Source organism: Pseudomonas sp. TKO26 (assembly GCF_003225665.1).
GTDB classification, from domain to species: domain Bacteria; phylum Pseudomonadota; class Gammaproteobacteria; order Pseudomonadales; family Pseudomonadaceae; genus Aquipseudomonas; species Aquipseudomonas saponiphila.
Genome location: NZ_QKLN01000042.1, coordinates 34,096 through 60,601, shown reverse-complemented (window position 1 = coordinate 60,601; position 26,506 = coordinate 34,096). Strand labels below are relative to the sequence as shown.

General features: G+C 66.1%; 18 protein-coding genes and 1 pseudogene. 7 read left to right on the top strand and 12 right to left on the bottom strand.

Going from position 1 to position 26,506, the window contains the following annotated elements; genetic code table 11:
• Positions 1-146: 146 nt before the first annotated feature.
• Positions 147-239: pseudogene (locus DNK59_RS32215) on the top strand (Lrp/AsnC family transcriptional regulator); the annotation flags it as partial.
• A 94-nt stretch (positions 240-333) separates the two neighbouring features.
• Here DNK59_RS32215 and DNK59_RS30475 read toward each other — a convergent pair.
• Genes DNK59_RS30475 through DNK59_RS30460 form a run of 4 tightly spaced genes read right to left on the bottom strand, consistent with a single transcriptional unit; the run spans position 334 to position 8,292 of the window.
• Positions 334-987, bottom strand: coding sequence for a response regulator transcription factor (locus DNK59_RS30475; protein ID WP_092313772.1), 654 nt, complete (start codon positions 985-987; stop codon positions 334-336).
• A 59-nt stretch (positions 988-1,046) separates the two neighbouring features.
• Entirely contained in the window at positions 1,047-4,226 is a 3,180-nt protein-coding gene (locus DNK59_RS30470) for a hybrid sensor histidine kinase/response regulator (RefSeq protein WP_256596737.1), read from the bottom strand.
• On the bottom strand, positions 4,178-5,458 hold the full coding sequence (locus tag DNK59_RS30465) for an EAL domain-containing protein (RefSeq protein ID WP_110725712.1): 1,281 nt from the start codon (positions 5,456-5,458) through the stop codon (positions 4,178-4,180). The genes DNK59_RS30470 and DNK59_RS30465 overlap by 49 nt, the downstream gene beginning before the upstream one ends.
• Positions 5,455-8,292: an ATP-binding protein gene (locus tag DNK59_RS30460; protein ID WP_110725711.1), complete on the bottom strand. Its 2,838-nt coding sequence runs from the start codon at positions 8,290-8,292 to the stop codon at positions 5,455-5,457. The genes DNK59_RS30465 and DNK59_RS30460 overlap by 4 nt, the downstream gene beginning before the upstream one ends.
• A gap of 247 nt (positions 8,293-8,539) precedes the next feature.
• Between DNK59_RS30460 and DNK59_RS30455 the strand changes: the two genes are divergently transcribed.
• Positions 8,540-11,557: an autotransporter outer membrane beta-barrel domain-containing protein gene (locus DNK59_RS30455; RefSeq protein ID WP_110725710.1), complete on the top strand. Its 3,018-nt coding sequence runs from the start codon at positions 8,540-8,542 to the stop codon at positions 11,555-11,557.
• Here DNK59_RS30455 and DNK59_RS30450 read toward each other — a convergent pair.
• Positions 11,539-12,501: an SDR family oxidoreductase gene (locus tag DNK59_RS30450; RefSeq protein ID WP_110725709.1), complete on the bottom strand. Its 963-nt coding sequence runs from the start codon at positions 12,499-12,501 to the stop codon at positions 11,539-11,541. The two genes, DNK59_RS30455 and DNK59_RS30450, sit on opposite strands and share 19 nt — an antisense overlap.
• A gap of 92 nt (positions 12,502-12,593) precedes the next feature.
• Between DNK59_RS30450 and DNK59_RS30445 the strand changes: the two genes are divergently transcribed.
• The 4 genes from DNK59_RS30445 (at position 12,594) to DNK59_RS30430 (ending at position 16,557) form a co-directional block, all read left to right on the top strand.
• The gene (locus DNK59_RS30445; RefSeq protein ID WP_092313787.1) at positions 12,594-13,499 is read left to right on the top strand and encodes a LysR family transcriptional regulator; all 906 of its coding nucleotides are present in this window, start codon (positions 12,594-12,596) and stop codon (positions 13,497-13,499) included.
• An 87-nt stretch (positions 13,500-13,586) separates the two neighbouring features.
• The gene (locus tag DNK59_RS30440) at positions 13,587-14,135 is read left to right on the top strand and encodes a dihydrofolate reductase family protein (protein ID WP_110725708.1); all 549 of its coding nucleotides are present in this window, start codon (positions 13,587-13,589) and stop codon (positions 14,133-14,135) included.
• A complete protein-coding gene (locus tag DNK59_RS30435) occupies positions 14,128-14,700 on the top strand; it encodes a TetR/AcrR family transcriptional regulator (protein ID WP_110725707.1) in 573 nt (190 codons plus the stop codon). The genes DNK59_RS30440 and DNK59_RS30435 overlap by 8 nt, the downstream gene beginning before the upstream one ends.
• A gap of 237 nt (positions 14,701-14,937) precedes the next feature.
• On the top strand, positions 14,938-16,557 hold the full coding sequence (locus tag DNK59_RS30430; protein ID WP_110725706.1) for a serine hydrolase: 1,620 nt from the start codon (positions 14,938-14,940) through the stop codon (positions 16,555-16,557).
• Between the two features lie 171 nt (positions 16,558-16,728).
• Here the strand turns inward: DNK59_RS30430 and DNK59_RS30425 are convergent, their stop codons facing one another.
• From DNK59_RS30425 to DNK59_RS31850, 7 genes are all read right to left on the bottom strand, one after another.
• Complete coding sequence (locus DNK59_RS30425; RefSeq protein ID WP_110725705.1) at positions 16,729-19,806, bottom strand: efflux RND transporter permease subunit; 3,078 nt, start codon at positions 19,804-19,806, stop codon at positions 16,729-16,731.
• Positions 19,807-19,815: 9 nt separating this feature from the next.
• Positions 19,816-21,012, bottom strand: a complete 1,197-nt coding sequence (locus tag DNK59_RS30420; RefSeq protein WP_110725704.1) for an efflux RND transporter periplasmic adaptor subunit — start codon at positions 21,010-21,012, stop codon at positions 19,816-19,818.
• 12 nt (positions 21,013-21,024) lie between these two features.
• A complete protein-coding gene (locus DNK59_RS30415; protein WP_110725703.1) occupies positions 21,025-22,773 on the bottom strand; it encodes an efflux transporter outer membrane subunit in 1,749 nt (582 codons plus the stop codon).
• Positions 22,774-23,010: 237 nt separating this feature from the next.
• A complete protein-coding gene (locus tag DNK59_RS30410) occupies positions 23,011-23,460 on the bottom strand; it encodes a PTS sugar transporter subunit IIA (protein ID WP_092313808.1) in 450 nt (149 codons plus the stop codon).
• Positions 23,461-23,588: 128 nt separating this feature from the next.
• The gene (locus DNK59_RS30405; protein WP_256596736.1) at positions 23,589-23,720 is read right to left on the bottom strand and encodes a hypothetical protein; all 132 of its coding nucleotides are present in this window, start codon (positions 23,718-23,720) and stop codon (positions 23,589-23,591) included.
• 66 nt (positions 23,721-23,786) lie between these two features.
• Complete coding sequence (locus DNK59_RS30400; RefSeq protein ID WP_110725702.1) at positions 23,787-25,328, bottom strand: MFS transporter; 1,542 nt, start codon at positions 25,326-25,328, stop codon at positions 23,787-23,789.
• Positions 25,325-25,474, bottom strand: coding sequence for a hypothetical protein (locus DNK59_RS31850; RefSeq protein ID WP_158288769.1), 150 nt, complete (start codon positions 25,472-25,474; stop codon positions 25,325-25,327). Before DNK59_RS31850 ends, DNK59_RS30400 begins: the two co-directional genes overlap by 4 nt.
• Positions 25,475-25,578: 104 nt before the next feature.
• Between DNK59_RS31850 and DNK59_RS30395 the strand changes: the two genes are divergently transcribed.
• Positions 25,579-26,460, top strand: coding sequence for a LysR family transcriptional regulator (locus DNK59_RS30395; RefSeq protein ID WP_177431321.1), 882 nt, complete (start codon positions 25,579-25,581; stop codon positions 26,458-26,460).
• Positions 26,461-26,506: the final 46 nt, after the last annotated feature.

The window sequence follows — 26,506 nt, the reverse complement described above, 5'->3', positions numbered from 1 at the left end:
TGGATTTAATTTGAAATCTGCAGCGTGGAGAGGGGGTGTTGGGAGGCTCGATTGGTGACTGATTCATGTCATTCGTTTGGCGCCATAAATGCGCCTTTGCGACAGGGCGCGACGCTTGATCCTGGCGGCGAACAGGTGCCCCGGGCCAGCCGGGCATTGCCTCGATCCAGTCGAGTCTGGCGCTGTGCGAGATCAAGGCCAGCAGCCGGCTGGCGATTCCCCGGCCGCTGCCCAGGTAGGGCAACGGTTTCCCTGAGGATTGCCCCGGCAGAGCCATGAAATCTTGGCTGTACAGCCCTGGGCGCGGCGCTGTCGTTGTCCAAGCCCCAGCGCCTACTGGAACTCGCCGGACTCCAGGCAGAAGGCGACCAGCGCCTGGTCGCTGTCGAGGTTGAGCTTGCGGATCGCCGAGATCTTCTGCGCGCTGACGGTCTTCACGCTGCGCTTGAGGTTGGCGGCGATCTGCATCATCGACTCACCGCGCACGAAGTGCCGCAGCACCTCGTATTCCTTGGGTGTGAGGCTGCTCAGGCCGTCGGCCATGGAGCGCAGCGGGCTGCTGTGGAATTCGTTCGGCACCAGGCTCGGCGGGTGGTGGATGCGCCCCAGCCGGACGTTTTCCAGGGCACTGAGCAGTTCGCTCATGTCGTGGCGTTTGAGCAGCACCGAGCGCACGCCGATGTCATACAGCGCGGCCACGATCATCGGGTTGGACATCATGGTCAGCACCAGCACCTGGACCCTGGGAAAGTGGCGGATCAGGTAGGTCACCAGGCGAATGCCGTCGCCGAACGTCTCGTCGCCCTCCATGAAGTAATCGGTGATCACCACATCGATCCGTGGGTCGTCCGCCAACTGCTGGACCAGCGCGCTCGGGGTGGTGACGGCGGCCACCACTTCATATTTGCCGGTCTTGTGCAACAGGTCGCTGACGGCAGCGAGCACCAGGGGATGATCGTCAGCCAGGGCAACTCGGATTTTTTTCATGGTGGACACGATCCATTTTCGTCAAAGGAGATGCGCAGGGATGCGGGTGCTGCGAGAGGTCAGTCGGGCTGGCTGATGTCCTGCAAGGCGTGCAACAGCGTCAGGCTATTCGTGCGCGTGGTGGCCGTCAAACCGGCTTCGCGCAGGCTCTGGCCCAAGGCTTCCAGCTGTTGGACCAGGGTTTCGTGGCCGGCTACCGCCAACGACCCGCGAATCCGGTGCAGCAGGTGGAAGATGCGTTCGTAGTCTTGTTGATCAAGGGCCCGGCGCAGGTGTTCGAGGTCGAGCTTCATGGTGTGGGTGAAAAGCTGTTGCAGGTTGGCCGGCAGCCTGCCGCTATCGGGGGGCGACGGTGCGTCGGGCAACGGGTCTTGATCGTCCTCGGGGGCCAACTGTGTCAGCCGCGCCAGGCTGGCCCGCAGGGTCAGCAGGGGCACCGGCTTGACCAGCCAGGTGTCCATGCCGGCGGCCTGGCAGCGGGCTTCTTCATCGCATATGGCGTTGGCGGTGATGCCGATGATCGGCCGGTCATCCCCCGAGGCCCGCAGGATGCAGGTCAGCTCATAGCCGTTCATGCGGGGCATGTTGACGTCGGTCAGCAGCACGTCGTAGTCGCCCACTCGCCACAGGTCGAGGGCCTCCGCGCCGTCGGCGGCCACGGTGCTGCGACAGCCCAGTTGCTGCAACTGATGGCTCAGGGTCGCCTGGTTGATCGGGTTGTCCTCGGCCACCAGCACGTTCAGGCCCAGGGCCGGCAGGCCGCTCAAGTCGCCCGGCAATGGTGCGTCGGGCTCTGGTGCGCGCCCCAGGCGGCGCTCGATCAACCGGCCGATGGCCATGAAATCACAGGCTTCGGCCAGGCTTGTGCCTGGGGCCGGGGGCTGCCCGCCGAGGTCAATGTGCAACATGCCGCTGGCCGGTGGCGCTTGCGTGCCGTCGTCCAGCAGGCGCAGGAGGATGCCTTCGCCTTGGAGCGTGGCGGCCGCAGCGTCCAGGGGGCTGGCCTGGGCGCCCCATTTTTGCAGCCACAGGCACAGGTTGTCGGTCAGTTCGTGGTGTGGGCTGTGGACATGGATCTGCGTACCGCCGAGGTCCGGCGCAGGCGTGTCGGGCACCTCGTCCGCCACCGGCAGTTCCAGGCTCATGGTGAAGCTGCTGCCCAGTCCCAGCTCGCTGGTGAGGTGGATCTGGGTGCCCATCAGTGTCGCCAGCCGGGCGCAGATCGACAGGCCCAGTCCGGCGCCGTGCACCGTGTGGGAATGGGCGTCGATCTGGTAGAAGGGGATGAACAACTGCTGCTGTTCTTCCTGGCCGATGCCGATCCCGGTGTCCACCACCTGCAGTGACAAGCGCACCCGCCCCTGGCTGCCGGGCTCGCTGCGGGCCCGCACGATCACATGTCCGGAATGGGTGAACTTGACCGCATTGCTGATCAGGTTGGTGAGGATCTGGCTGATCCGCCCGGGGTCGCCCGACAATGGCGGCAGGGCCGGGTCGACCGAGGCAAACAGCAGTAGGCCCTTGCTTCGCGCCGCGTCGACAAACGCCGCAGTACAGCGCTGTACCAGCGCCCTGGGGTCGAACGACTGATCGGCCAGGGACAGTTGGCCGGATTCGATGCGAGTGATGTCGAGGATGTCACTGATGATCTGCAGCAACAGGCCCGAGGATACCTGGATGCGTTCGAGCAACTGGCGTTGCTCGCGGTCCAGGTCGGTCAGGCCCATAAGCTCCAGCGAACCGAGCACGCCGTACAGCGGCGTGCGGATTTCATGGCTCATGGTCGCCAGAAACACCGACTTGGCGCTGTTGGCCTTGTCGGCTGTCTGTTTCGCCTGGGTCAACTGCTGTTCCATCTGGGCCCGGACGCTGAGGTCGGCGAAGGCGCAGACCAGCACGTCCTGGTTGCGGTAGCGGGTCGGGGCGTAGGCGATGTAGAACGAGCGACCGTCGTGGCTCTGATAGTTTTCGATTTCCCCCGGCTCCCTGGCCTGGCTGATCGTTGCCAGCAGCGCCGGTTCCAGGCCGCTGTCCTGCAGGCTCTGGCCGACCTGGGTATCGAACCATTTCAGCGCCAGGGTGTTGGCGAAGACAATCAGGCTGCGCTCGCGGCGGAACACGCACAGCGCCACCGGGGTGGTTTCCAGCAAGGTCCGGTTGAACTGTTCGCTTTCCACCAGCTCGCGGTGGGCTCGCTGCGCCGGCACGATGACCCGGCGCTGATACCAGCGGGTGTAGGCGCGGCCGGCCACGGGGCTGAGCACCAGCAGCAGGAGGAGCCCCGCCAGGGGCCAGGAATGGCCGAGGAACAGGGTCCGGTAGCTCAGCAGGTAGTAGCCGGTCCAGGTGGCACTGGCGTCACTGACGCGAAAGACCAGGCCGTCGCTGCGCAGGTTCACCGCCCGGTCCATGTCCGCCGGTTTCGGCGGTTCCCCCAGCAGCAGGCCATCGCGCTGGTTTTCCAGCCAGAAGGCGTCATAGAAGGTCGGTTGCCTTGGCTGGGAAAAGACATTGATGCGCTGGCGGTAGCTCAGGGCGGCGACATAGGTGTCTGTGGCTCTGTCGCTCAAGCGCGGGTTGCGCAGGGGCTTGAAGGCCAGCAGGTGGTCGGCGAACCCCGGCAGACTGATCCAGCGGAGTTCATCGTTGCCGACGCCGCGGGCGCTGTTGCGGATCGCCTGGATGCTGGTCATGACCAGGGCGGCGGACAGTTGCGGCTGGTGCGCGCCGACGGTCGGCACGGCAAAGCTGCTGCCGGTGTCTGCATCCACCACCAGCAAGGCCGAGGCCGGGTAACTGGAGCGGACCCAGAAGCTGGAGTAGAGGTCCGCCAGGTAGCGGCCGAAGCTCGCAGCTCGCGCGCTGTCCAGGGGGCAATGGAGCATGTCCTCGCAGACCAGGGTGAAGGGGGTTTCCACAGACGACGGGTTGCCCTGGAACAGGGTCGCGCCGAGTGCCTGCTGCTGGTCCATCAGGTGAAAGATGCGAGCCGTGCTCTGCAGGTCGTCGTCGCCGAACGGCTCGTTCTGCAGGCGTTCGAGCAGGGCCTTCTGCTCGCCCAGGTAGTGGGTCAGCAGTTTGAAGTCCACGGCAATCCGTTCCTGCTCCTGGCGAATGATCCGCTGCCCGCCCCAGAACAGGGCGCCACCCATGATCAGCAGCAAGGGCAGGATGACGAACAGAACCAGATTCAGTCGTCGGAAGTTTTGTGCAATGCGTCGTAGCGGGAGGTCTGGCATGGATGTGGAGAGACGGGCCGGGTGGGTGAAGAAAAATGGGGTGTGACACTGCATCCCAGCAATTGTGTAAAAGCGTCCAGCTCCAATGCCGCAGAAATAAGATAGCCCTGGGCGCTATCGCAGCCAATCAAGCGCAAGAACTCCAGGTCGCGGGCCGATTCTACGCCTTCAGCCACCACTTCCAGGCCTAGTTGCCGGCCCAGTTGCACCGCCGCCACCAGGGCCGCGGCACGGGCGTCATCGGCGGCGGCGCCATGGACGAAGTGGCGATCGATTTTCATCTCGGTAAATGGCGTGGAGATCAGCGCGTACATCGAACTGTAGCCCATGCCGAAATCATCCTGAGCCAGGCCGAAGCCCTTCAGGCGCAGGCGGCTGGCGCCCATGTGGTACTGGCCCGGGGACAGCGGCCGTTCAGTCTCCAGCAGCTCGAAGCACAGGTCGCTGGTGGACAGCCCCGCGGCAACGGTCAGGCGCTGCAACTGGTCCGGCAGGCCGGGATCGTCCAGCAGCCCGGTGGGCAGGTTGACCGAGACCTTGAGGCGATACCCCAGGCGCTGCCAGTGCTGCTGCGCCTGGATCGCATCGTCGAGCATCAGCAGCAACAGTTGATGGTCCAGCTGGCAGCGGCTGATCGAGGCCAGGAACGAATCCGGCATCAGCAGGCCGAATGACGGGCTGTCCCAGCGCACCAGGGCCTCGGCGCCGACGATCCGGCCGCTGCTCAGCGAGCGCCGCGGCTGGAACCTGGCCTTGAGTTCGCGACGCTCGATGGCTCGCTCCAGCAACTGGCGGTCGAACACCGCCGCATGCTCGGGCCTGGGCGCTATCCCGTGGACCTGGCGGTTGCCGATGATGGTGCCGATCTGCTCGACGTGGGCTGCTTGCAGTGGCTTGGGGAAGGTCCCGAGCACCGCCAGGCCTTGCTCCTTGGCCATCAGGCTGACGCTGTTCCTCAGCCGTCGCGAGCAGGATGAAACGATCGCCAGGATCGGCACCTGCTCGACACCGGTCAGGGCGTGAATGAACTGCACCCCATCCATTTCCGGCATGTGCAGGTCCACCAGCACCAGGTCGTAGACCTGGCGGTGCAGCATGGCCAGGGCCTGGCGCGCATCCAGGGCGCTGTCCACCGGGCCGAACCCCGCCTGCAGTAGCAGTTGCCGGGCCTGCATGCAGTGCATCGGGTGGTCGTCCAGCACCAGGACGCGCAGGGTTTTGGGCACGCTCACATGACTTTCCTCTTGATGGATTGCAATACCTCGCTCAAGGCGTCCAGGGGAACCGGCTTGATGAGTAATTGGCGGATCCCGGCCGCTTCGCAGCGGCTGCGCAGCACCGGTGAAAGTTCGCCGGTGATGCCGATGATGGGGCCGCGGAACCCGCTCTTGCGCAGGGCACGGGCAAACGACAGGCCGTCCATGTGTTCCATCTGCAGGTCGGTCAGCACTGCGTCGAAGGACAGCAGGTCGTTGCGTTTCAGGGCATCGGTGGCGCAGTCGCAGGCCTCCATGTGGTTGCCCAGGTAGCGACCCTGCTGAACGATCACCTGCAGCGACAGCGGGCTGTCGTCCACCGCCAGCAGCTTGAGGTCCAGGCTCGGAGCCAGGGCCTCGGGAGAGGCGAAGCAGCGCTCGGTGACGATGCCGGACTGGGCCTGGGCCACGGCATTGCGCAGGCTGTCGAGGCTGAAGGTGCGGGCGATCCAGCTGTCGCTGGCCTGGCGCCGTGGCGGGCCCATGCCGGGAGCGTGCATGATCACTCGCGGGCCGCTCCAGGCCACCGGCCGCGATGGCCCGAGAAAGGCCTCCACCAGCACCGCCTTGTGGCTCGGCGGGTCGCGGTCGGCGACGTAGGGGATCGCCAATGCGCCCCAGCGGCGCAACCAGTGGCAGAGGTTGAGGTTCACTTCCTGAACATCACCGCGTACATACACCGGGGTCAGCCCCAGGCGCGGCAGGTCGGGCGCCGGTGCCGCGTTACAGGGCTCCAGGGCCAGGCTGAAACTGAAGCTGGACCCCAGCCCCGGCTCGCTGACGGCGGTCAACTGACCCTGCATCATGCGCGCCAGTCGTTGGCAGATCGCCAGGCCGAGCCCGGTGCCCGAGGTCTTCTGCTCCAGCCAGTTGGGGACGCGGTAATAGGGCTCGAACAGGTTGGCCTGGAACTCCGGAGCTATTCCCGGGCCGCTGTCCACCACCTGGAAACGCAGGCCGGGAGCCTGGCCCGCCGGCGTTTGGGCATGCAGGCGCAGCACCACATGGCCGGACTCGGTGAACTTGATGGCGTTGCTCACCAGGTTGTTGAGGATCTGACGAATGCGCTCGCCGTCGCCGCGCACCTGCTCGGCGACATTCGGGTCCAGGGTCACGTACAGGCGCAGGCCTTTGCTGCGGGCCCGGGCCGAGTAACTGAAGGCCACTTCCTCCACCAACTGGATCGGCGAGAACGGCGCGTGGTTCAGGCTCAGCCGACCGGACTCGATCAGTGACAGGTCGAGGGTGTCGTTGATGGTCCGCATCAACGCCGAGGAGGCTTGTTGGGTGGCTTCCAGGTAGTCGCTCTGCTGTGCGCTGAGGGCGGTGGTACGGAGCATTTCCAGGGAGCCGAGGATGCCGTACATGGGAGTGCGGATCTCGTGGCTCAAGGTGCTGAGGAACAGGGTTTTCTCGCGGTTGGCCCGGTCCGACAGCCGCTTGGCCTGCCGCAGCGACTGCTCGGCCACCTTGAAGTCGGTAACGTCGCTGATGCAGCACAGCACCGCTGCCACGCCGTTGTAGCCGGTGGGCGCGCAGGTCAGCTGGATGAACGTGCCATCCTCAAGGGCATGGTCAATCGCGTGCACGCGGCCATGCGGTTCGCCAAGAATCCGTTCGCGCAAGCCGGGGACCGAGGTCAGCCAGCGCCGCCCGGATTCGTTGCCGAGGATCAGCCGGCCGTTGTCGCGGCGCATCAGGCACAGGCCCACGGGGGCTACCTCGATGAAGCGCCGGTTGAGGGAGACGCTGTCCGCCAGGGCGCTGTAGTGCCGTATCGCCGGCTCCACCAGGCGCAGGCGGATATAGCGCGCGCCGAGAAAAATCGCCGCGAACAGCAGCAAGGTCACCAGCAGGGTGCTGTACAGCGGGCCGGAACTGTCTTGCAGCAGTTGGCTGACCGGCGCGTAGTACACCAGGCGCCAGCCGGCGTTGCCCACCGATAGGTTGAGCACGATGTAGTCGGGCAGCCCGCCCAGGCGGTGCAGGCCGAAGGAGTCTGCGTCGGCCGGCAGGTGCGACAGGCTCACGGGCACTTGCCAGTTCGCGCTGTGCAGCACCAGCGCGCCGTCGGCGTCATAGAGCAGGTATTTGCCCTGGTGCAGCTCCAGCGGGTCGAGCGCCAGGTCGGCCTCGGTGAGCTCCAGGCCGAGCCAGCCCTCGCTGGCGTGCTGCTCGTCCACCGGGCGCAGCAGGTACACCTGCTTGCTGCCGTCGGCACCGGTCCAGTACCACAAGGTTCGCGCCCCTGGGTGCTGGGTCAGCAGGTTCTGCGCGGTGCGCAGGTCAAGCTGCTTGAGCCAGGGGGCGGCGCTGGCGTCCTCGGATGACGAGATGGGTTTGCGGCCTGGCGGCTGGTAGAGGGTGCTGACCAGGCCCTGTTCCGGGGCCATGTAGAGCAGTTGGCTGCGAGTGTTGTCGACCTCGATCAGATCGCGGGCAGTGAGTACCAGGGCCCAGGGCGATGACCCTGCATGGCCGAATGGCAATACTCGCAGTTGATCGTTAGTTGCCAGGAAATGGCGGGTGGAAGAACTAAGGCGATCATCGCTAGTGCGTACCACCGAGGAAGAGATGGCCTTCAACAGGTTTTCCCGTTGATTGAAGAATTGTTGGGCCTTGAATGCCGCGGCATTCATCTGCCGACGATAGTTGGACAGTGTTTCATTAAGTGACCAATGAATCACGAAGCCGGCGATGATCAGAATGCAGAACAGCAGGCTGTACATGAACAGCCGCAGCAGGATCACCGGGGCATGGGACCCGGAAAAGTGGCTGGTAAGGCTTTCGAAATGGGCTGGTGTATGCATTGGGCCATGGTAGAAATAACTTTCCAGGCCAATCTTCAGAATATTCTTAATGCCGGCGGTTTAAGAAGATTCTCATTTGTTAGTTTGCCTGTTGACTCGACCATTTCTGCCTCTTGTGCTCTAACGCAAAGGCTTGGAAGTTATGGTTCTGGTTAAAAAAACCGTCAGTCTCGCGGTCAGTTCCGCGCTGTCATTGATGACACTTGTTGCTCAGTCTGCAACCGCTGCTGATTATGAAAAAATCGACTTGTCCTCGCCCGAAGGTGAATCCCTGACCCTGGATGACGTGCGCGTCGACCACGTTGGTAGCGGCCCGGCAGTACGCGTCAGTGGTTCGCAAAATCAGTTGCAGGGCAGCGGATACGAGATCCACGCCACCGCGGGAGGCCCGAGCAACTCGGTGGTGGGCGTGCAGGTGGACGCCGGCGGCAAGGCCGAACTGAGCGGCGTGACCATCAGCACTGGCGGCTCGGATTTCGCCACCGGGGCCCAGGTCACCGGCGCCGGCAGCCAATTGACCCTGAACGATGTGCAGATCACCACCAGTGGTGGCCAAAGCCACGGTGTAGTGGTTTCCGCCGGTGGCCAGGCCGAGTTGTCTGGGGGCTCCATCAGCACCTCGGGCAGCTCTGCCTCGGCGTTATCCGCCAACGGCAAGGGTTCGGGGATCAAGGCCTCTAACTTGACCCTGAACAGCACAGGGAGCGGATTTTCCACGACAGTGCAGGCCCAGAATGGTGCGGTGATTGAGCTGGATCAGGTTGACATCGACAATCAGGGAGCCTACATGGCGGTGTCTGCTGAAGGCGTGGGTTCTTCGATCAGCGCCAATGGCGTCAACATCACTGCCAGTAATGGGCGCGGCGTAGGTGTGGATAGTGGTTCCCTGACCTTTCGTAACGGCACCATCAATGCCAAGGGCGATGGCATCACCTTGAGCCGCCAATACCCAAATTCAGGCGGCACGGCGGTGATCAGCCACAGCCAGATCACCTCGCAGAACGGCAACGGCATCAACGTCAACGCCGACCAGGCCAGCGCCGACCTGGATAGCGTTCAGGTCACCACCCTGGGCGACTATGGCTCGGCGATCTGGATGCCGGGCAGCAACACCCGGGTGGACGTCAAGAACAGCATTCTGCAAACCAGCGGCACTCAGGCCGTGGCCATCGACAACCGTGGCGGTGTGTTCAGCATGGACGGCGGCTCGATCATCACCCAGGGCAACAGCGCCCATGGGCTGTACGCCTCTCCGGATACTTCAAACAGCCCTGGCGCGGAGTTCAACGTCAGCCGCGTATTGATCGAAACCAGTGGGCGTGGCGCCGTAGGGGCATTGGCACGGATGTCGGGTGCCAAGATCAGCCTGAGCAACAGCCGCATCGTCACCCACGGTGATCTGGGCTATGGCCTGTTCGCCTCGGGCCGTGGCGCCAGCGTGCAACTGCTCGACAGCGATGTGCAGACCTCGGGCGCGCAGGCCCACGGCCTGGCCATCAGCAACAATGCCACCACCCGCTTGCAGGGGGCGACCCTGGCAACCAGCGGAACCGACGCCAACGGCATTGTCAGTTACGCCACTGGCGCCGGGGTGGTGAACAACGTCGAGGTCACGTCCAGCCATATCCAGACCCAGAACGGCGCCGGCATCCTGGTCAACGGTGGCGGCCTGAGCACGCGCTTCACCGACAGCAGCCTGACGGGGCGCAGCGCTGGCGAGCCGGGCACCGCCTTGTGGATCACCGACCGCGCCGACGGGGTGCTGGCCGGCGCCGTGCAACTGGAGGCTGTCAGGTCGCAGTTGGTGGGTGACGTGCAGGTGGACGGCGGCAGCCTGCAACTGTCCCTGGCCGACCATTCCAGCCTGGACGGGGCGATCAGGGGCGGCAGCCGGGACACTCGGTTGAGCCTGGACGACAGCAGTGCCTGGACCCTGCGTGGCGACTCCCAGCTCACTCGCCTGAGCAATAACGGCGTGGTGGAGTTCGCCGATCCCGGCCTGGCGGGGGCCTTCAAGCAGTTGCAGGTCAGTGGCGACCTCGAAGGCAACGGCCACTACATCATGAACACCGACCTGGGCCGGGAGCAGGGTGACCGGTTGATCGTCGGTGGCCAGGTCACCGGCAACAACGACATCCTGGTACGCAACTCCGGCAGTGAGCCAGGGGCCGAAGGGCAAAGCCTGACCCTGGTGCAAAGCGCGGGTGGCCCGGGGGCGTTCAGCCTGGCCAACCGTGACGGCGTGGTGGATGCCGGCACCTACCGCTACGGCTTGCAGGCCGACGGCTCGGGCAACTGGAACCTGGTGAACGTCGGCCGTACCCAACCGGCGCCGGGACCGGACAACCTTTCCACCGGCGCCAGCGCGGCGGTCAACAGCAGCGCCATCGCCAGCTTGCGAGCCACCTGGGACGCCGAGCGCGCAACCTTGGTACAGCGCCTGGGCGACCTGCGCCAGGGGGCGGATCGCCAAGGGCTGTGGATACGCGGGTTCGGCCAGCAGCAGTCGCTGGACAATGGCGTCGGCCGCGATTTCTCCCAGCGTGTGCAGGGCACTCAGTTGGGAATGGATACGCGGATCGACACCGCCGGTGGTGCCCTGGTGCTGGGTGCATTGGCCGGCTACAGCCAGACCGACCGCGACTTCAAGCACGAGGGCAGTGGCAAGCTCGACAGTTACCATGTGGGCGGCTACGCCACCTACCTGGATGATTCGGGCTGGTACACCGATACCCTGTTGACCCTCAACCGCTGGTCCACCCGCCTGGATGTGCGGGGCACCGACGGCGCCAAGGTTGCCGGGCATTCACGCAGCAAGGGTGCCGGCCTGTCGGTGGAAGCCGGCAAGCAGATCGACCTGGGCAACCGCTGGTTCGTCGAGCCTCAGGCGCAGGTCTCCATGCTCTATGCGCGCTCCGACAACTACCGCCTGGACAACGGCCTGCAGGTGCAGCCCGGCGAAGGCCTGTCGACCCAGATCCGCAGCGGTGTCCGGGCCGGGCGCTACCTGCAACTGGACGATGGCACGGGTTTGCAGCCTTACCTCAAGGCTGGCTGGGTCGAGGACCTGTCGGCGCAAAACAAGGTCCGCACCAACGGCATCGCCAGTCGCCCCGATGGCAGCGGTGGCGGCTGGTACGCTGGCGTCGGCATCAACGCCGAGCTGAGCCGCCGCCACCAGCTGTATGCCGAGCTTGAGACCAGTGAGGGCTCGAACATCGACCGGCCGTGGGCCGCCAACCTGGGTTATCGCTTGAGCTTCTGAGGTGCATGCATCGCCGCGGCCAATGTCTGGCGCACGCCTTCGGCATAGCAGGTCTTGACGATCGGCCCGAGCAAGCGTTGCAAGGCCGAATCGTCGAGGATCAGCGGCGAGCTGAGCAGGTAGTGCATCTCCACCATCTCCCGCAGCAACGGGTCGAACAGTCCCAGCAGGCGCAGCAGGGTCTTGCCGATCACCCGTTGCTTGAAGGGCACGGCGCCATGCTGGCGGATCAGGTCCAGCAGCTCACGCTGGCTGGTGACGCCGGCGCCGCCCAGGTGCCAGGTCTTGCCGAACGCGGCGGGCTGTTCGAGCAAGCGGCACACCACCGGGCCGACGTCGGGCACGAAGACGAATTCGTGGGGGCGATCGAGGGGCCCCACCAGGTTCGCGGTGCCGCCCTGGAGCGCGGCTTGAAACGCGCTGTGCAGCAGGCTCTTGTCGACCCCGGGTCCGTAGAAGTCCGGCAGGCGCAGCACCGTGGCCTGGATTTTTCCCGCAGCGTGGGCCTGCCACAGCACCTGTTCCTGCGCCATGCGCATGCGCCCCTTGTAGCTGTTGGGCCGGCGCGGGTGATCTTCGGTCACTGGATTGCTCTGGGCCGGGCCGTAGGGGTAGACGGTGCCGATCAGCAGGATCTTGCGTACCCCGGCGGCGATCGCCCCGTCCAGGGTCTTGCGCATCAGTTGCGGGTGCAGTTCGAACTGCCAGTAGTTGACCCCCACCAGATAGATCAGGGTGTCGATGCCGGCGGCTGCGGCTTCGATGCTGGCGCTGTGGTCGGGATTCCAGGTCACGCATTCGGCCAGCGGGTCGGCGCCGAACGCCTGTTGCAGGCTGGCAGCATCGCGGCCCACCACTCGATAGGCCTGGCCCTGACTGCGCAGGCTGCTGGCGATACTTTGACCGATGGCGCCGACGGCACCAAACAGAGCGATTTTTGGCATGCTGAGGTTCCTTCTGGTTGACGAGTGCTTGCAGGGTGCAAAATCCTCGGCTAAATGAAAATTGCCTGTTCCTTGATGGTCTCTATAAAAAAATGCATACCCAGACAGACAGCACTCCTCACTGGGATTGGTACCGCAGCTTTCTCGCGGTGCTGGAAACCGGTTCGCTTTCCGCTGCCGGCCGTGCCATGGGCCTGACCCAGCCCACGGTCGGCCGACATATCGATCAGCTTGAAGCCGCCCTGGGCCTGAAGCTGTTCATCCGCTCCTTCGATGGTTACGCCGCCACCGAAGCGGCGTTGGAGCTCAAGCCTTACCTGCTGCAGCTGGCGGCGGGAGAGGCGGCTTTGCGCCGGGTGGCCAGCAGCCACGGGCAGGGCGTGCAGGGCTGTGTGCGGATTTCGGCCAGCGAAGTCATCGGTGTCGAGGTATTGCCGCCGATGCTTGCCCGCTTGCGCCAGCAGCATCCCCAGCTGGTGGTCGAGCTGGTGCTGTCCAACCGTGCCGAGGACTTGCTGCAGCGCGAGGCGGACATCGCGGTGCGGATGTTTCGCCCGACCCAGGAAGCGCTGCTGGTGCGCCGTGTCGGGGAGATCGAACTGGGTCTGCATGCCCATCGCGATTATCTGGCGCGTGAGGGCACGCCGCAGACCCAGGAGCAGCTGGAGGGGCATGCGCTGATCGGCTTCGACCGGGAAAGCGCCTTTATCCGCCGCATGCAACAGCAGTACCCGCTGCTCTCCCGCGGTCGTTTTGCCCTGCGCAGCGACAGCGATCTGGCGCAACTGGCGGCGCTGCGCGCGGGGTTCGGCATTGGTGCCTGCCAGGTCCGGCTGGCCAGCGCCGACCCGCGGCTGGTGCGGGTCCTGGCCGCGGAGTTTGCACCGCGTCTGGAAACCTGGGTGGCCATGCACGAAGACCTGCGAGACAGCCCGCGTTGCGCGGTGACCTTTGCCGCGCTGGTGCAGGGGCTGGCGGCCTACGCCGAGGGCGGTTGACGGCCGGGAGCTTGAGCAGGGATGTCCGGCGGCGCCGACAGCGGTTTATCATACGCTGTATGTTTAAGCCCTCAGGAGGCAACGCCCATGGCATTCGGCAAGGTATTCATCGCCACCTCGGTGGACGGTTTCATCGCTCGCGACGATGGCGCCATCGACTGGCTGCCCAGCGGCGAATCCGCCGAGGACTATGGCTACGCCGCCTTCATGGATACGGTGGACGGGATTGTCATGGGCCGCGCCACCTACGACAGCGTGCTGGGTTTCACCCCCTGGCCTTTCACCAAACCGGTGGTGGTGCTCAGCCGCACCCTTGGCCAGCAGGATGTGCCACAGCGCCTGGAGGGCAAGGTCCGTATCAGTGCCGCGCAGCCTGTGGCACTGGTCGCGCAGTTGCGGGCCGAGGGCTGGAAGAGCGCCTATGTCGACGGCGGCAAGCTGATCCAGGCCTTTCTCCAGGCCGGCCTGATCGATGAAATGACCCTGACCCGGGTGCCGGTGCTGATCGGCACTGGCCGGCCACTGTTTGGCGCCCTGGCGCAGGACCTGCGCCTGAGCTGCATCGACTCCCGGCGCTATCCCGACGGGCTGGTCAGCACTCGTTATCGGGTCGAGCGCGAGGCCGCCCATGACTGAGCACCCCAAGCGCAGCGGCCGGCCGGCGGCGGGTCGCGAGCTGAGCCTGGAACAGGTTCTCGACGCCGGCCTGGCGCTGCTGGAGGCGTTGGGACCCCAGGGCTTCGGCGGCCGGGCCCTGGCGCGGCAACTGGGGATCACGCCGATGTCGGTGGCCTACCACGTCGGCGATCAGTACAACCTGATGCGCCTGCTGGTGGAGCGGGTGCACGCAGAGCCATTGCCCGAGCCGGCGCCGTCGTTGCTGCCGGGGCAACGGATCCAGGCGCTGTTGGGCGCGTACATGGCCCGGGTTCGTCGCCACCCGGCGCTGACCTTGTGCATCCTCGGCGATCCGCGGTTGTTCGCCGGTTCCCTGGCAGCCTTCAGCCAGCGCCTGCGCCAGGAAGTGCAGGCCTTCGACGCCGATCCGGTGCTGTTCGACCTGCTGGTGGACTACAGCCACGGCCACGCCCTGGCGCTGGCTCTGGCCGGCGAGGCCGGGGCAGGGCTGGACGGTGCATTCGAGGCGGGGTTGCGGCGCTTGCTGCGGTCCGATACCTGGCCGTCGCTCACTCCCATCTGACTCCCGCTGCCGGTGTCCAGCGACTTGACGTCATCCCTGATGAAGTACCCCGGCCAGTCCAGGTCGGTCGGCGGGCTGTCACCGGGCCTTTGCGACAGATCCGGGCGCGCTTTACATCCCTGCACCTTTGTTCACAGAAAATCACCAGAGCGCCACAGATTGCAACGCCGGCGCTGGGGATACTGCTGCCTGCTCCGCCGGAGCACTCGGGACCGACGCGACTGAAGGAAGAACCACATGCGCGCACTGCTGACCTGCTTGCTGATCTCGACCCTGGGGGCCTTGCCCCTGGCCAGTGCCGGCGCGCTTCCGGCGTTCCACAAGGTGTTCGAGGATATTGCGGCCGACCAGCCCGGTTGCGCTGCCGGGGTGATGCGCGGCGGCAAGTTGATCTGGAGCGCGGGTTATGGCGTCGGCAACCTGGCGACCGGCACGGCGATCCAGGCCGACACCTTGTTCAACCTGGCTTCGGTGTCCAAGCAGTTCACCGCTTTCGCGATCCTCCAGCTTGAGGCCCAGGGGCGCCTCAGCCTGGATGATCCGATCCGGCGTTTTTTGCCCGAGCTGCCGGCCTATGCCCAGGGCATCAAGATCGCTCATCTGCTGCACCACACTTCAGGGTTGCAGGACTACATGCTGCTGGCCGAGCTGGCGGGGATCCCCCTGACCCAGCGCTTCACCCAGCAACAGGCGCTGGACCTGCTGGCGCGCCAGGACAGCCTGATGTTTCCGCCCGGCAGCGAATACAGCTACAGCAACAGCGGTTACCTGCTGCTGTCGAGCATCGTCGAGCGGGTCAGCGGCCAGCCGCTCAAGCACTATTCGCAGGCCAACATCTTCCAGCCCCTGGGCATGCAGCACTCAAGCATCGTCGACCAGTACCCGGTGCAGCTGCCGAACCTGGCGCAGGGCTATGAGTTGGACGAGCAGGGCAAGCCCCTCGTGGCGGTGGATGCGCGCTGGGAACAGACTGGCGACGGCCAGGTGCACAGCAACGTGGCGGACCTCATGCGGTGGTTGCGCAACCTGTCCACCGGGCGGATCGGAGGCCAGGCATTGGTCAAGCAGATGCGCCAGACCGCGCCCTTCAACGACGGCGACCCGGGCTACTACGGCATGGGCCTGGCCAACCGCAGCTATCGCGGCCTGCAAGAGCTGTCCCACGGTGGCAGTTGGGCCGGTTTCAGCACCGACGTGGCCTGGTATCCCAAGCTGGATGTTGCCACCGCGGTGTTGTGCAACCTGAAGGATGGCCAGGCGTCGGAGCGCGCTCGTCAATTGCTGGATACCTTGCTGGGCTCGCCCGGCGCTCCCGCGCAAGGGGACATTCCAGCGCCGCCGCCGAGCATCAGGGCGGTGCCCAAGGCGGCCCTGGAAACCCTGGTGGCCGGCAGCTACCTGGACGCATCGGGCCGTCAATTCCAGCTGCAACGCAGCGGCGAGGGTTGGGCCCTGGAGAGCTTCCCTGATGTTCTGCCGCTGCTCCGGCACAGCGACCGGGTGCTGGCGGCAGACAACGACGGCACGCCGATCTACCTGGCGGCGGCTGGGCCAGGGCGGATCGTGGCCAACAACCCGGCTTCGAGTTATGCCCTGGCCCCGGCCTGGAAGCCCACGGACATCCGTCCCTACGTCGGTCTCTATGCCCTGAAAACCAGTCCCGGGCAGCTCAAGGTCTATGCCCGGCAAGGCAAGCTCTACGTGCGTATCGGCCCGCACACCTACCCGATGCAGCCACTGACCGCGGAGCGCTTCAGCGCCGGGGAGCTGGGGGTGCTCAGCTTTGCCGAGCAAGGAACGGTGCTGACCAGCAGCCTGGCGCGCAACCTGCGCTTGGGCAAGGTCCGGCAGGAATAGCGCCATGCCTGGCGCGGCGGGGCCCGGCAGCGCTTGCCGCTTTGGGCAACGTGGCGCAGCTGCTGGAGCTTGCGACAGGCCTCTTGTTCTTGAGTCGAGCTCGTCAGGCTGGGCATTTTGCGATGTGGCTCGGGGCTCGGAAAAAGGCAGCAGCCACCTCGGGGGGCCGGCTCAGGCCCCGGGCGCGCCTTCCTCGACTGCTATCGGGCCTGGTGCCGTACTGGTGGCCGCAGAGTGAGTGGTGCCAATGAACAGGTACATGGCCGGCACCATGAACAGGGTCAGCAGGGTGCCGATGGACAGCCCGGCGAAGATCACCAGGCCCATGTCGTGGCGGCCCGCCGCCCCGGCGCCGGACGCCCAGACCAGCGGCACCACCCCCAGGACCATGGCCGCGGTGGTCATCAGGATCGGCCGCAGGCGTACCGCCGCCGCCTCTTCGATGGCTTCGCGCTTGCTGTATCCGGCCAGTTGCAACTGGTTGGCGAACTGCACGATGAGGATGCCGTGCTTGGTGATCAGCCCCAGCAGGGTCACTAGCCCGACCTGGGTGTACACGTTGATCGAGGCAAAGCCCATGGTGATGAAGGCCAGGGCGCCGAACAGCGCCGGCGGCACCGAGAACAGGATCACCACCGGGTCGCGGTAGCTCTCGAACTGGAACGCCAGGGCCAGGTAGACGATCAGGATCGAGAACAGTAGCAAGCCGACGAAGCCTCCGGATTCCTGGATGAACTGCCGCGACTCGCCAGCGTAGTCGGTGGAATAGCCCGAGGGCGCCACCTGTTCGAGGATGCCCTTGAGCTTGGCCAGCAGCTCGCCCTGGGACAGGCCACTGACGCCGGACAGGGTGGCCGAGTTGAGTTGCTGGAAGTGGTTGATCGACTCCGGTTCCGTGGAGGTCTCGATATGCGCCACGGTGCTGGCCGGGATCATGCTTCCTGACGGGGTGCGGATGTAGTAGTCGAGGATCTGCTGCGGGTTCAGGCGGTCCACCTGCAGCACCTGCGGGATCACCCGGTAGGAGCGCCCGGCAGTGGAGAAGTAGTTCACGTAGTTGCCCCCCAGGGCCGCCGACAGCGCGGCGCCGACGTCGGCCTGGGTCATGCCCAGGGCGGCGATCTTTTCCCGGTCCACCACCAGCTTGGCCTGGGGCTTGTCGAGCTTGAGGTCGAGGTCGGAGAACCAGAACAGCTTCTGCCTGGTGGCTTCGGCGAGCACTGCCTGGGCCACTTCGTTGAGGTTGGCCACCGATTCGGTGGTGCTGATCACGAACTGCACCGGCAGGCCCTGGGCCCCTGGCAGTGACGGCAGGGGGAAGGCGGCGATGGCGGCGCCGGGCACCTGGTTCCACTTCTGCTGCAGGTCGAGGATCAACTGCGCCTGGGTGCGGCTGCGGTCTTCCCAGGACTTGAGCAGCACCCCGCCCAGCCCCTGGTTCAGCGACGGCAGTCCGGTGAGCTGGAACATCTGCAGGTATTCGGGCTCCTTGTTGGCGATCTGGAACGCCTGGTCGGCAATCCGCTCCATCTGCTGCGGCGACGCGGTGGGCGCGCCCTTGATCTGCATGAACACCAGCCCCTGGTCCTCGGTGGGCGACAGCTCGCTCTTGGCGGTCATGCCGCTGGCGGCCACCAGCAGGAACAGCAGGAAGCCGAAGGTCACCAGCACCGGCCAGCTATCCAGCCCGGCCGCCAGCACCCGATGGTAGCGTCCTCGCAGCCAGTCGAAGTAACGGTCCAGGCGCTTGGCGAAACGGCCTTCTTCCTGGCCGTCCTTGAACAGCCGCGAAGTCATCATCGGCGACAGGGTCAGGGCGATCACCGCCGACACCGTTACCGCGCCGGCCAGGGAAAAACAGAACTCCTTGAACAGCGCCCCGGTCAGGCCGCTGCGCAGGCCGATGGGCACGTAGGCGGCGATCAGCACCACGGTCATGGCGAGGATCGGGCCACCCAGTTCACGGGCCCCGAGCAACGCCGCGTCCAGCACGCCGCGGCCTTCTTCCTTGATGTGCCGGTCGACGTTCTCCACCACGATGATCGCGTCGTCGACCACCAGGCCGATAGCCAGCACCAGGGCCAGCAGGGTCAGCAGGTTGATCGAGTAGCCCAGCAGGTACATGACGAAAAAGGTGCCCACCAGCGACAGCGGGATCGCCACCAGGGGCACGATCACCGCGCGGAACGAGCCGAGGAACAGGTAGATCACCACCGAGACGATGATCATGGCTTCCACCAGGGTCTTCACCACCTCGTAGATCGAGGTGTTGATGAAGGCCGTGGAGTCGTAGACGATCTCGCCGCGCACCCCGGCGGGCAGTTGCGATTGCAGGTCGGGAAAGGCTTTGCGCACGTTCTCGGCGACATTGAGGATGTTGGCGGTCGGCGCCGCCTTGATGCCGATGAACACCGAGCGCTTGCCGGAGAAGGCCACGCTGCTGTTGTAGCTCTCGGCGCCCAGGGTGACGTTGCCCAGGTCCTCCAGGTGCACCAGGGCGTCGCCGTTGTGCTTGACCACCAGGCGCTTGAATTCGTCCACCGTGTGCAGGTCGGTGCCGGCGGTGAGGTCCACGGTGATCATCTGGCCCTTGGTCGAGCCCACGGCGGACAGGTAGTTGTTGTTGGCCAGGGCGCTGGCCACGTCCTGGGCGGTGACGTTGTGGGCCGCCAGCTTGTCGGGATCGAGCCAGGCGCGCAGGGCGAACTGGCGGCCGCCGAGAATCTCCGCGGTCTGCACGCCTTCCAGGGAGTCGAGCTTGGGCTTGACCACCCGCACCAGGTAATCGGTGATGTTGTTGGTGGCCAGGGTGTCGCTGTAGAAGCCCAGGTACATGGCGTCGGTGGTCTGGCCGACGGCCACCGTCAGCACCGGTTCCTGGGCCTGGGCCGGCAGCTGGTTCTTCACCGAGTTGACCTGGGTGTTGATCTCGGTCAGCGCCTTGCTCGAGTCATAGTTCAGGCGCAGGGTCGCGGTGATGGTGGACAGCCCGGTGATGCTGGAGGAGGACAGGTAGTCGATGCCCTGGGCTTGGGCGATGGCCGCTTCCAGGGGCTGGGTGATGAAGCCGGCCACCGTCGCCGCATCCGCGCCGTAGTAGTAGGTGCTGATGGTCACCACGGTGTTTTCCGTGCGCGGCCACTGGTTGACCGGCAGCTCGAAGATCGAGCGCAGGCCCAGGATCAGGATGAACAGCGAAACCACCACGGCCCAGACCGGGCGCTTGATGAAGGTGTCGGTGAAATTCATGGCCGGGCCCTAGTGTTCTTGTGGCGTCGGGGAGGGATCGTTCAAGGGCGCGTCGCGGTCGACGATCTTCACCGGCGAACCGTTCTTGAGCTTCATCTGGCCGCTGGTGATCACCAGGTCGCCTTCCTTGACGCCGGACAGCACCGCCACCTGGTCGCCCCGGGTCGGGCCGGTTTCGATAAAGGTCTGCTGCGCGGTGAACAGCGCCTCGCCTTGCTCGTTGTTCTTCTGGGTGGCGACGAACACCGTGGTGCCATAAGGGTTGTAGGTGACCGAGGTCTGCGGCAGGGTCAGGTAGCGCTGGGTGCCGCCGGAGGCGACCACGGCCCGGGCGAACATGCCCGGCACCAGGCTGCGCTTGGGGTTGTCGATGGTGGCTTCCACCGTGACGTTGCGGGTATTGGGGTCGAACTGGGTGTCGATGGAGCTGACCCGACCGCTGAAGCGCTGCTTGGGCAGGCCGTCGGCGCTGACCGTGACGCTCTGGCCCAGGGCGATCTGCTGCACCTGGGTCTGGGGCACGTTGAAGTCGATGTAGATGGGGTCGAAGGTCTGCAGGTTGGCGATCTTGTCTCCGGGATTGAGGTACTGCCCGAGGTTGATCCCGGTGATGCCGATACGGCCGGCGAAGGGCGCGCGGATGCTCTTTTTCGCCACCAGCGCGCGCTGCTGCTCGGCGGCCGCGAGCTTGGCCTTGAGGTCCGCCTCGTCGGCTTCGACCTGGGCCTGGGACACCGCGCTCACCGCCAACTGCGCCCTGTCACGCTTGAGCACCGTGCCGGCCAGGTTGGCGGTGGCCTCCAGCGCGCGCAACTGGGCGATGTCGGCGTCGGCGTTCAATTGCACCAGCAGGTCGCCCGCCGCCACTTCCTGGCCGGGCTTGAAGCCGATGCTGCGCACGATGCCGCCGACCTCGGTGGTGACATCCACCCCGCGCACGGTCTTCATCGAGCCGACGGCCGAGAGGCTCGGTTGCCAGTCTTCGTATTGCGCCTTGAGCGCGGTCACCACGGCGGGTGGCAGAGGCACCTTGGCCTGGGCGATCAGCTTGGAAATCTGCGCGAACTTGACCCCGCCGATCACCGCGACAATCAGCAGCACCACACCCAGCATGATCAGCATGGGCCGCAGCAGGCGGCGCTTGCGCGGCGCCTGTGGAGCCGCGGCGGGGTGCGCGGTGGCGGAGCTGGAATTGACGTCGGCCATGGCGGATCTCACTTAGGGCAAGGGTGCAGGTCGGGTGGTGGCGGCCGGCGCGGGCGCCAAGGTGCGGATACCGGTCGCTGCGGACCCGACTTGAGCGTGCTCGCGGTCGTGCGCAGGGGCCGGCGGATACATCTCCTTGAGCGACGGCCAGCCGAAACGGTCGGGACTGCCGAGGCTGGAAGGATCGACATCGTGGCGTTGCCACCAGCCGCCACCCAGGGCCTGGAACAGTGCGGTGGTGTCGCTGTAGCGGGCGGCCTGGGCCCGGACCCGGCCGACAATGGCGTTCTGGTAGGCCTGCTGGGCGGTGAGCAGGTTCAGGTAGCCCACCGCGCCCAGGCGGTACTGGGCCTGGGCCAGGTCCAGGCTCTGGCGCGCGGCGCTCTCGGCGGCCACTTGCTGCTTGAGGGCCTCGGCGTCGGCTTCGAGGGCGCGCAGGGCGTTGGCCACATCCTCGAAGGCGGCGATCACCGTGCTGCGATAGCGCGCGGCGGCCTCATCGTAGGCGGCCACCGCGGCGCGCTTGCGATGCTCCAGGGCCCCGGCGTCGAAGATCGGCTGGGTGATCGAACCGGCCAGGCTCCAGACCCCGGTGCCCGAGGAAAACAGCCGGGTGCCGGCCAGCGCCGTGGAGCCCAGGGAGCCGGTGATGCTGAACTGCGGCAACTGATTGGCGATGGCCACGCCGATACTGGCGCTGGCCTGATGCAACTGGGCCTCGGCTGCGCGCACGTCGGGTCGTTGTTCGACCAGGGCCGAGGGCAGGCTCAGGGGCAGTTCCTCGGGCAGGTGCAGGGACGCCAGCTGGAACTGCTCGCCGCGGTCCTGGCTGGGCAGGCGGCCCAGGTAGGCCTGCAACTGGTTGCGGGTTTGCGCCAGTTGCTTCTGCAAGGGCGGCAGGGTGGCGCGGGTCTGGGCCAGCGTCGCTTCCTGGGTCAGCAGGTCACTGTCGCCGATGGCCCCGAGCCGGCGTTGCGCCCGCAGCAGTTCGAGCTGATCGCTCTGAAGGCCGATCACGCTTTCGGTGGCGGCGATCTGGTCGCGGATCGAAGCCAGGCTGATGGCGCTGTTCACCAGGTTGGCGCTCAGGGTCAGGTAGGCGGCTTCAAGCTGGTAGCGCTGGTAGTCCACCTGGGCGCCGCTGGCCTCGATCTGCCGACGGTTGCCGCCGAACACGTCGGGGGCATAGGACACAGTCAACGACGCCGAGTTGAGGGTAAAGATCTGCCCTGACGAGCCACCGGCCGCCGCCGCGCCGCTGGTGCCCAGGGCGCTGGCGGCGGAGGCTTTTTCCCGGGTTTTCGACAGCGAGGCGCCAAGGGACGGAAACAGCGAAGCCTGCTCGGCATACAGCAACTCATTGGCCTGGCGCAGGGCGGCCTGGGCGGCGTCGATATCGGGGTTGGCCCGCAGTGCTTCCTCCACCAGGGTGTTGAGCTCGGGTGAGCGGAACAGCGTCCACCATTGCCCGGGGATGTCCATGCCGGCCACCCAGCGCTGCGCCGTGCCAGCGTTGGCGATCTGCGCCGAGGCCGTGCTGGCGGGCAGGGGCGTGGCGCTGTAGCCGGCGTCTGCGGCGAGTTCGGGGCGAGTGAAGTCCGGCCCGACCGCGCAGCCGGCCAGCCAGGCGCTGCAGATCAGGCTCAAGGGCGGCAGGGCGAAGGCGAACAGGGCAGGGTGTCGGGTGGGTTTTCGACCGGCGCGGCCGTTGCTCGGTGGCCGGCCGCCGGGGGATGGGGGCGGCAGCTGTCGCTCTTTCATAATCACTCGAATGGATCGATCGGTGAGTGGTTTCAACGGCCATCTGGCTGCCGGGCCAAGCGCAGGACAGGCACCCCCCTCAAGCAGCGCGCTGCGCGAGGTGTCATGAACGTTAATGGATGAGTGGACTAACCGCCAATAGAGGAAATCTTGTGCGGTGCGGCGATCGGTGGCCTGGAGCTATCTCCACCGATGCCCGGTGTCCATCGCCCCGCGCCTGCTCGACGGCGCTGACCCCTACCAGTGATCGAACAGTTGCTTGACCTGTAGCGCCTCCTTGCAGCGCAGCAGCGCCAGGCGAAAGCGCGGGTTGGAAAACAGCCGCGCCGTGTCCGCCAGCAAGTCCAGGTGCTGCTGATCGGCGGGGGCGGGCACCAGCAGCACGAGAATATCGCTCACCGGCTGGTGGTCGGGGGCGGCAAAGGCCATGGGGCTCTGCGGCCGCAGGTACAGGGCGTGGATGGCGTCCAGTTCCGCCAACCGGGCATGGGGCAGCGCCACGCCATCGCCGATCGCGGTACTGGCGGCCAGCTCCCGGCGCCACAGACTGGCCGTGACCCCATCGCCGGGCAACTGTCGTGTTTCCTGAAGATGACGGCCCACCTGCTCGAACAAGCGCTGTTTGTTCGAGACGTTGACGGCCAGGAGAATGTCTTCGACCTGCAGGTAGCGGGCAAGCTTGCTCATGCTGTTCTCCGGGAGTTTCAGGCTTGGCGTGAGCGTTATTGAAGCGCATTTGCCGGGCACGACGGGGGCGGCCCCAGCATTCTTTACGAACTTTTTAGGTCGGCGCCGGGCCCTGAAGTGGTCGCCTTTCAGGCCTGGGCCTGGCGCCGCCGTCGGTGCGCTTCGCGGATTTCCAGCGGGCTGCTGGAAACCAGAGTCTTGAGCAGGCCTGGCGGAGCATCGACACGGATCAGGATCGACGACGAAACCTGTACCGGCATGTGGATGGCCGTTGACTGGAGCAAGGGGGACCCGCTGCCGAACGTGCGGCAGCGGGTACCAGGCGGCTACTCCAGCTTCAGGGCCAGCCCTTGCGCCTGGGGCAGGGGATTGCGCATCAGCCGCCCGACCACCAGGGCGCCGAGCAGGGCCAGCAGGCCCGCTACCGCGAGCACCAGCCCGAAGCCGCCGACAAACGCCTGCTGCGCCAGGGGCTCAACCAGGGCCCGGGCTTGTGGTGGCAGGCCGGCCAGGGCGCCGGGCATGTCCCCGGCCACCACGCGGGAGGCAATGTCCGGCGCGTACAGCGTCCAGTTGCCGGGCAGTTGCCGCAGGCTGCCTTGCAACAGTTGCTGGGTATGGCTGGCCAGCAGCGCACCGAACACGCCGATGGCCAGCATGATGGCGCTGAAGCGCATGGTGGTGCTCATGCCCGAGGCCATGCCGGTGCGCTCCCGGGGCACGCAAGCCATGATGTTTTTCTGCGTGTCGCCGTTGAGCAGGCCGGCCCCGGCGCCGGTCACGGCAATCGCCAGGGCGAAGCTCAGGTAGCCGCCGCTGTGCACCGCCCAGGCGCTGAGCAGGTTGCCGCCGCCGACCAGGGTCAGCCCGGCGGCCATCAGGGTTGCCGGAGCATAACGTCCTGCCAGGCGCGCGCCGATCCGTGGGCAGATGAGCATGGTCAGGGCGAAGGGCAGCATGCCCAGGCCCGAGGCAATGGCCGAGAAGCCCAGGCCGTTCTGCAGGTAGAAGGGCAGCAGGGTCATCATCACCTGGGCGCAGCCGGCGTAGGCGAACATGCCCAGCAGGGCGCCGATGAAACGCGGATGACGGAACAGCTGCAGATCCACCATGGGCCGGCGTTGCAGGCGTTCGATCAGCACGAACAGGCCCAGCAGGGCCAGACCTGCCAGCAGCCGGGTGGTGGTGGCCGGGTGGCCCCAGCCGATGCGATTGGCTTCGATCAGGCCCCAGATCAGGCACAGCAGGCTGGCGCTGAAGGCCAGGCTGCCCCAGGGATCGAGGCGCGCGGCCTGGGTATCCCGGGATTCGGGCACATTGCGCAGCACGCTCCACAACAGCAGGGCGCCCACCGGCAGGTTGAAGTAGAAGATCCAGCGCCAGCCGCAGTATTCGGTGATCAGCCCGCCGACCGTGGGCGCGGCGGTCATCGCCATGCCCATGCAAGCGCCCCAGAAGGCCCAGGCCCTGGCCCGCTCCACCTCGTCATGGAAGGTGTGGCCGATGGAAGCCAGGGCCGAGGTCAGCAGCAGCGCCGCGCCCACGCCCTTGAAGGCCCGGGCGATGTCCAGCAGCAGCGCATTGGGGGCGGCGCCGCAGCCGAGGGAGGCGAGGATGAACAGGCCGAGGCCGCAGAGCAGGGTCTTTCGGCGCCCGAAGCGGTCGGCCAGGCTGCCCGCCGGCAGCAGCAAGGCGGCAAAGGCCAGCATGTAGGCACTGACCACCCACTCGATATCGGCGAAGTTGGCCCCCAGGTCGCGGGCGATGCTCGGCAGGGCGACGGCGACGATGTTGGTGTCGAGGACGATCAGCGAGCAGACCCCGGAGGCGGTCAGCAGGGTTGCCCGCGGGTTGACGGGGCGGCTCATGGCGCAGTCCGCCGGTTGCGCAGGCTGTGGGGAGTGTCCGGGGTATGGATTGCTTCGTAGGCAATGCCGAATCGAGTGTGCCCGGCCCCGGCGTTGTGCAGGCCGCAACAGACGATCATTGCCGGAAACAGCGGTTTGACGGACATGGCAGAGGCTCTCTACTGTGAAGGTCCCCCCAGCTTATCCCGGGCTTTGCGGGCTTTTGTTAGCCGCCAAGCGCCAGTTCATTACCTTTGAGCTAATGCCGTTTATGGAAATTCGTCACTTTCGCTACTTCCTCGCCGTGGCCCGGCAACGCAATTTCACCCGTGCCGCCGAGCAGTTGGGGATCGCCCCGCCGACCTTGAGCCGGCAAATCCAGGACATGGAAAAAGCCCTCGGCACCCGCCTGTTCGTGCGTCAGCAGCGCGAGGTCAGCCTCACCGAAGCCGGTGCCACCTTGCTCATGGAGGCCGAAGCCACGGTGCGCCAGTTCGAGTTCGCCCAGCGCAATGCCCAGCGCGCGGGACGGGGCGAGATCGGTCATATCGAACTGGGTTATGTGGCGTCGGCGGTGTACGGCGGGTTGCTGCAGAAGCAGGTGCAGGGTTTCAGCCGCGATTGTCCGGACGTCAGCCTGAATGTGCGGGAGTGTCCGATGGCGACCCTGCCGGCGCGGGTCGCCGACGGGCGCCTGGATGTCGGCTACATCCGCTCGCCCATGACCCTGCCCGAGGGCGTCGAGGCCATTGCCCTGGACGCTGAAGGCTTCGTCCTGGCGCTGTCCGCCGAGTCCTGGCTGTGCCGCCTGCCGCAGATCGCCTCCGAGCACCTGCTCAATGAAACCTTCATCCTTCCGGAACAGATCAGCGGCACCTTGCAGGTCGCGGCCCAGGGGGCCTATGCCCCGAAACTGGGCGCCCAGCCCGGTGGCCTGGTGGCGGTATTGGCCCTGGTGTCCCTGGGGCAGGGCGTGGCGGTGGTACCCGAATCGGTGGTGGGCCATGTCAGCCTGCCCAACGTTGTGTACCGGCCCATCGGCGGCAGTTCGGCAAGCTCCTGGCTGTCGTTGATTCACCGGCGTTTCGAACAGGCGCCGGCAGTGGTGCGCTACATCGAGCAGGTGCGTCGCGAGTACCGGCGCAAGGCTTGATAGCGCGTGTTCAAGGGCGCGCCCGGCGCGCATAATCCCCGGGCCG

Excerpts from the sequence above, each read along its gene's own strand:
- DNK59_RS30430 (WP_110725706.1), top strand. The coding sequence starts at position 14,938 with ATGCGCGCACTGCTGACCTGCTTGCTGATCTCGACCCTGGGGGCCTTG.
- DNK59_RS30440 (WP_110725708.1), top strand. The coding sequence starts at position 13,587 with ATGGCATTCGGCAAGGTATTCATCGCCACCTCGGTGGACGGTTTCATC.
- DNK59_RS30410 (WP_092313808.1), bottom strand. The coding sequence starts at position 23,460 with ATGAGCAAGCTTGCCCGCTACCTGCAGGTCGAAGACATTCTCCTGGCC.
- DNK59_RS30470 (WP_256596737.1), bottom strand. The coding sequence starts at position 4,226 with ATGCCAGACCTCCCGCTACGACGCATTGCACAAAACTTCCGACGACTG.
- DNK59_RS30435 (WP_110725707.1), top strand. The coding sequence starts at position 14,128 with ATGACTGAGCACCCCAAGCGCAGCGGCCGGCCGGCGGCGGGTCGCGAG.
- DNK59_RS30395 (WP_177431321.1), top strand. The coding sequence starts at position 25,579 with ATGGAAATTCGTCACTTTCGCTACTTCCTCGCCGTGGCCCGGCAACGC.
- DNK59_RS30475 (WP_092313772.1), bottom strand. The coding sequence starts at position 987 with ATGAAAAAAATCCGAGTTGCCCTGGCTGACGATCATCCCCTGGTGCTC.
- DNK59_RS30450 (WP_110725709.1), bottom strand. The coding sequence starts at position 12,501 with ATGCCAAAAATCGCTCTGTTTGGTGCCGTCGGCGCCATCGGTCAAAGT.
- DNK59_RS30445 (WP_092313787.1), top strand. The coding sequence starts at position 12,594 with ATGCATACCCAGACAGACAGCACTCCTCACTGGGATTGGTACCGCAGC.
- DNK59_RS30420 (WP_110725704.1), bottom strand. The coding sequence starts at position 21,012 with ATGGCCGACGTCAATTCCAGCTCCGCCACCGCGCACCCCGCCGCGGCT.
- DNK59_RS30425 (WP_110725705.1), bottom strand. The coding sequence starts at position 19,806 with ATGAATTTCACCGACACCTTCATCAAGCGCCCGGTCTGGGCCGTGGTG.
- DNK59_RS30415 (WP_110725703.1), bottom strand. The coding sequence starts at position 22,773 with ATGAAAGAGCGACAGCTGCCGCCCCCATCCCCCGGCGGCCGGCCACCG.
- DNK59_RS30400 (WP_110725702.1), bottom strand. The coding sequence starts at position 25,328 with ATGAGCCGCCCCGTCAACCCGCGGGCAACCCTGCTGACCGCCTCCGGG.
- DNK59_RS30405 (WP_256596736.1), bottom strand. The coding sequence starts at position 23,720 with ATGCCGGTACAGGTTTCGTCGTCGATCCTGATCCGTGTCGATGCTCCG.
- DNK59_RS30460 (WP_110725711.1), bottom strand. The coding sequence starts at position 8,292 with ATGCATACACCAGCCCATTTCGAAAGCCTTACCAGCCACTTTTCCGGG.
- DNK59_RS31850 (WP_158288769.1), bottom strand. The coding sequence starts at position 25,474 with ATGTCCGTCAAACCGCTGTTTCCGGCAATGATCGTCTGTTGCGGCCTG.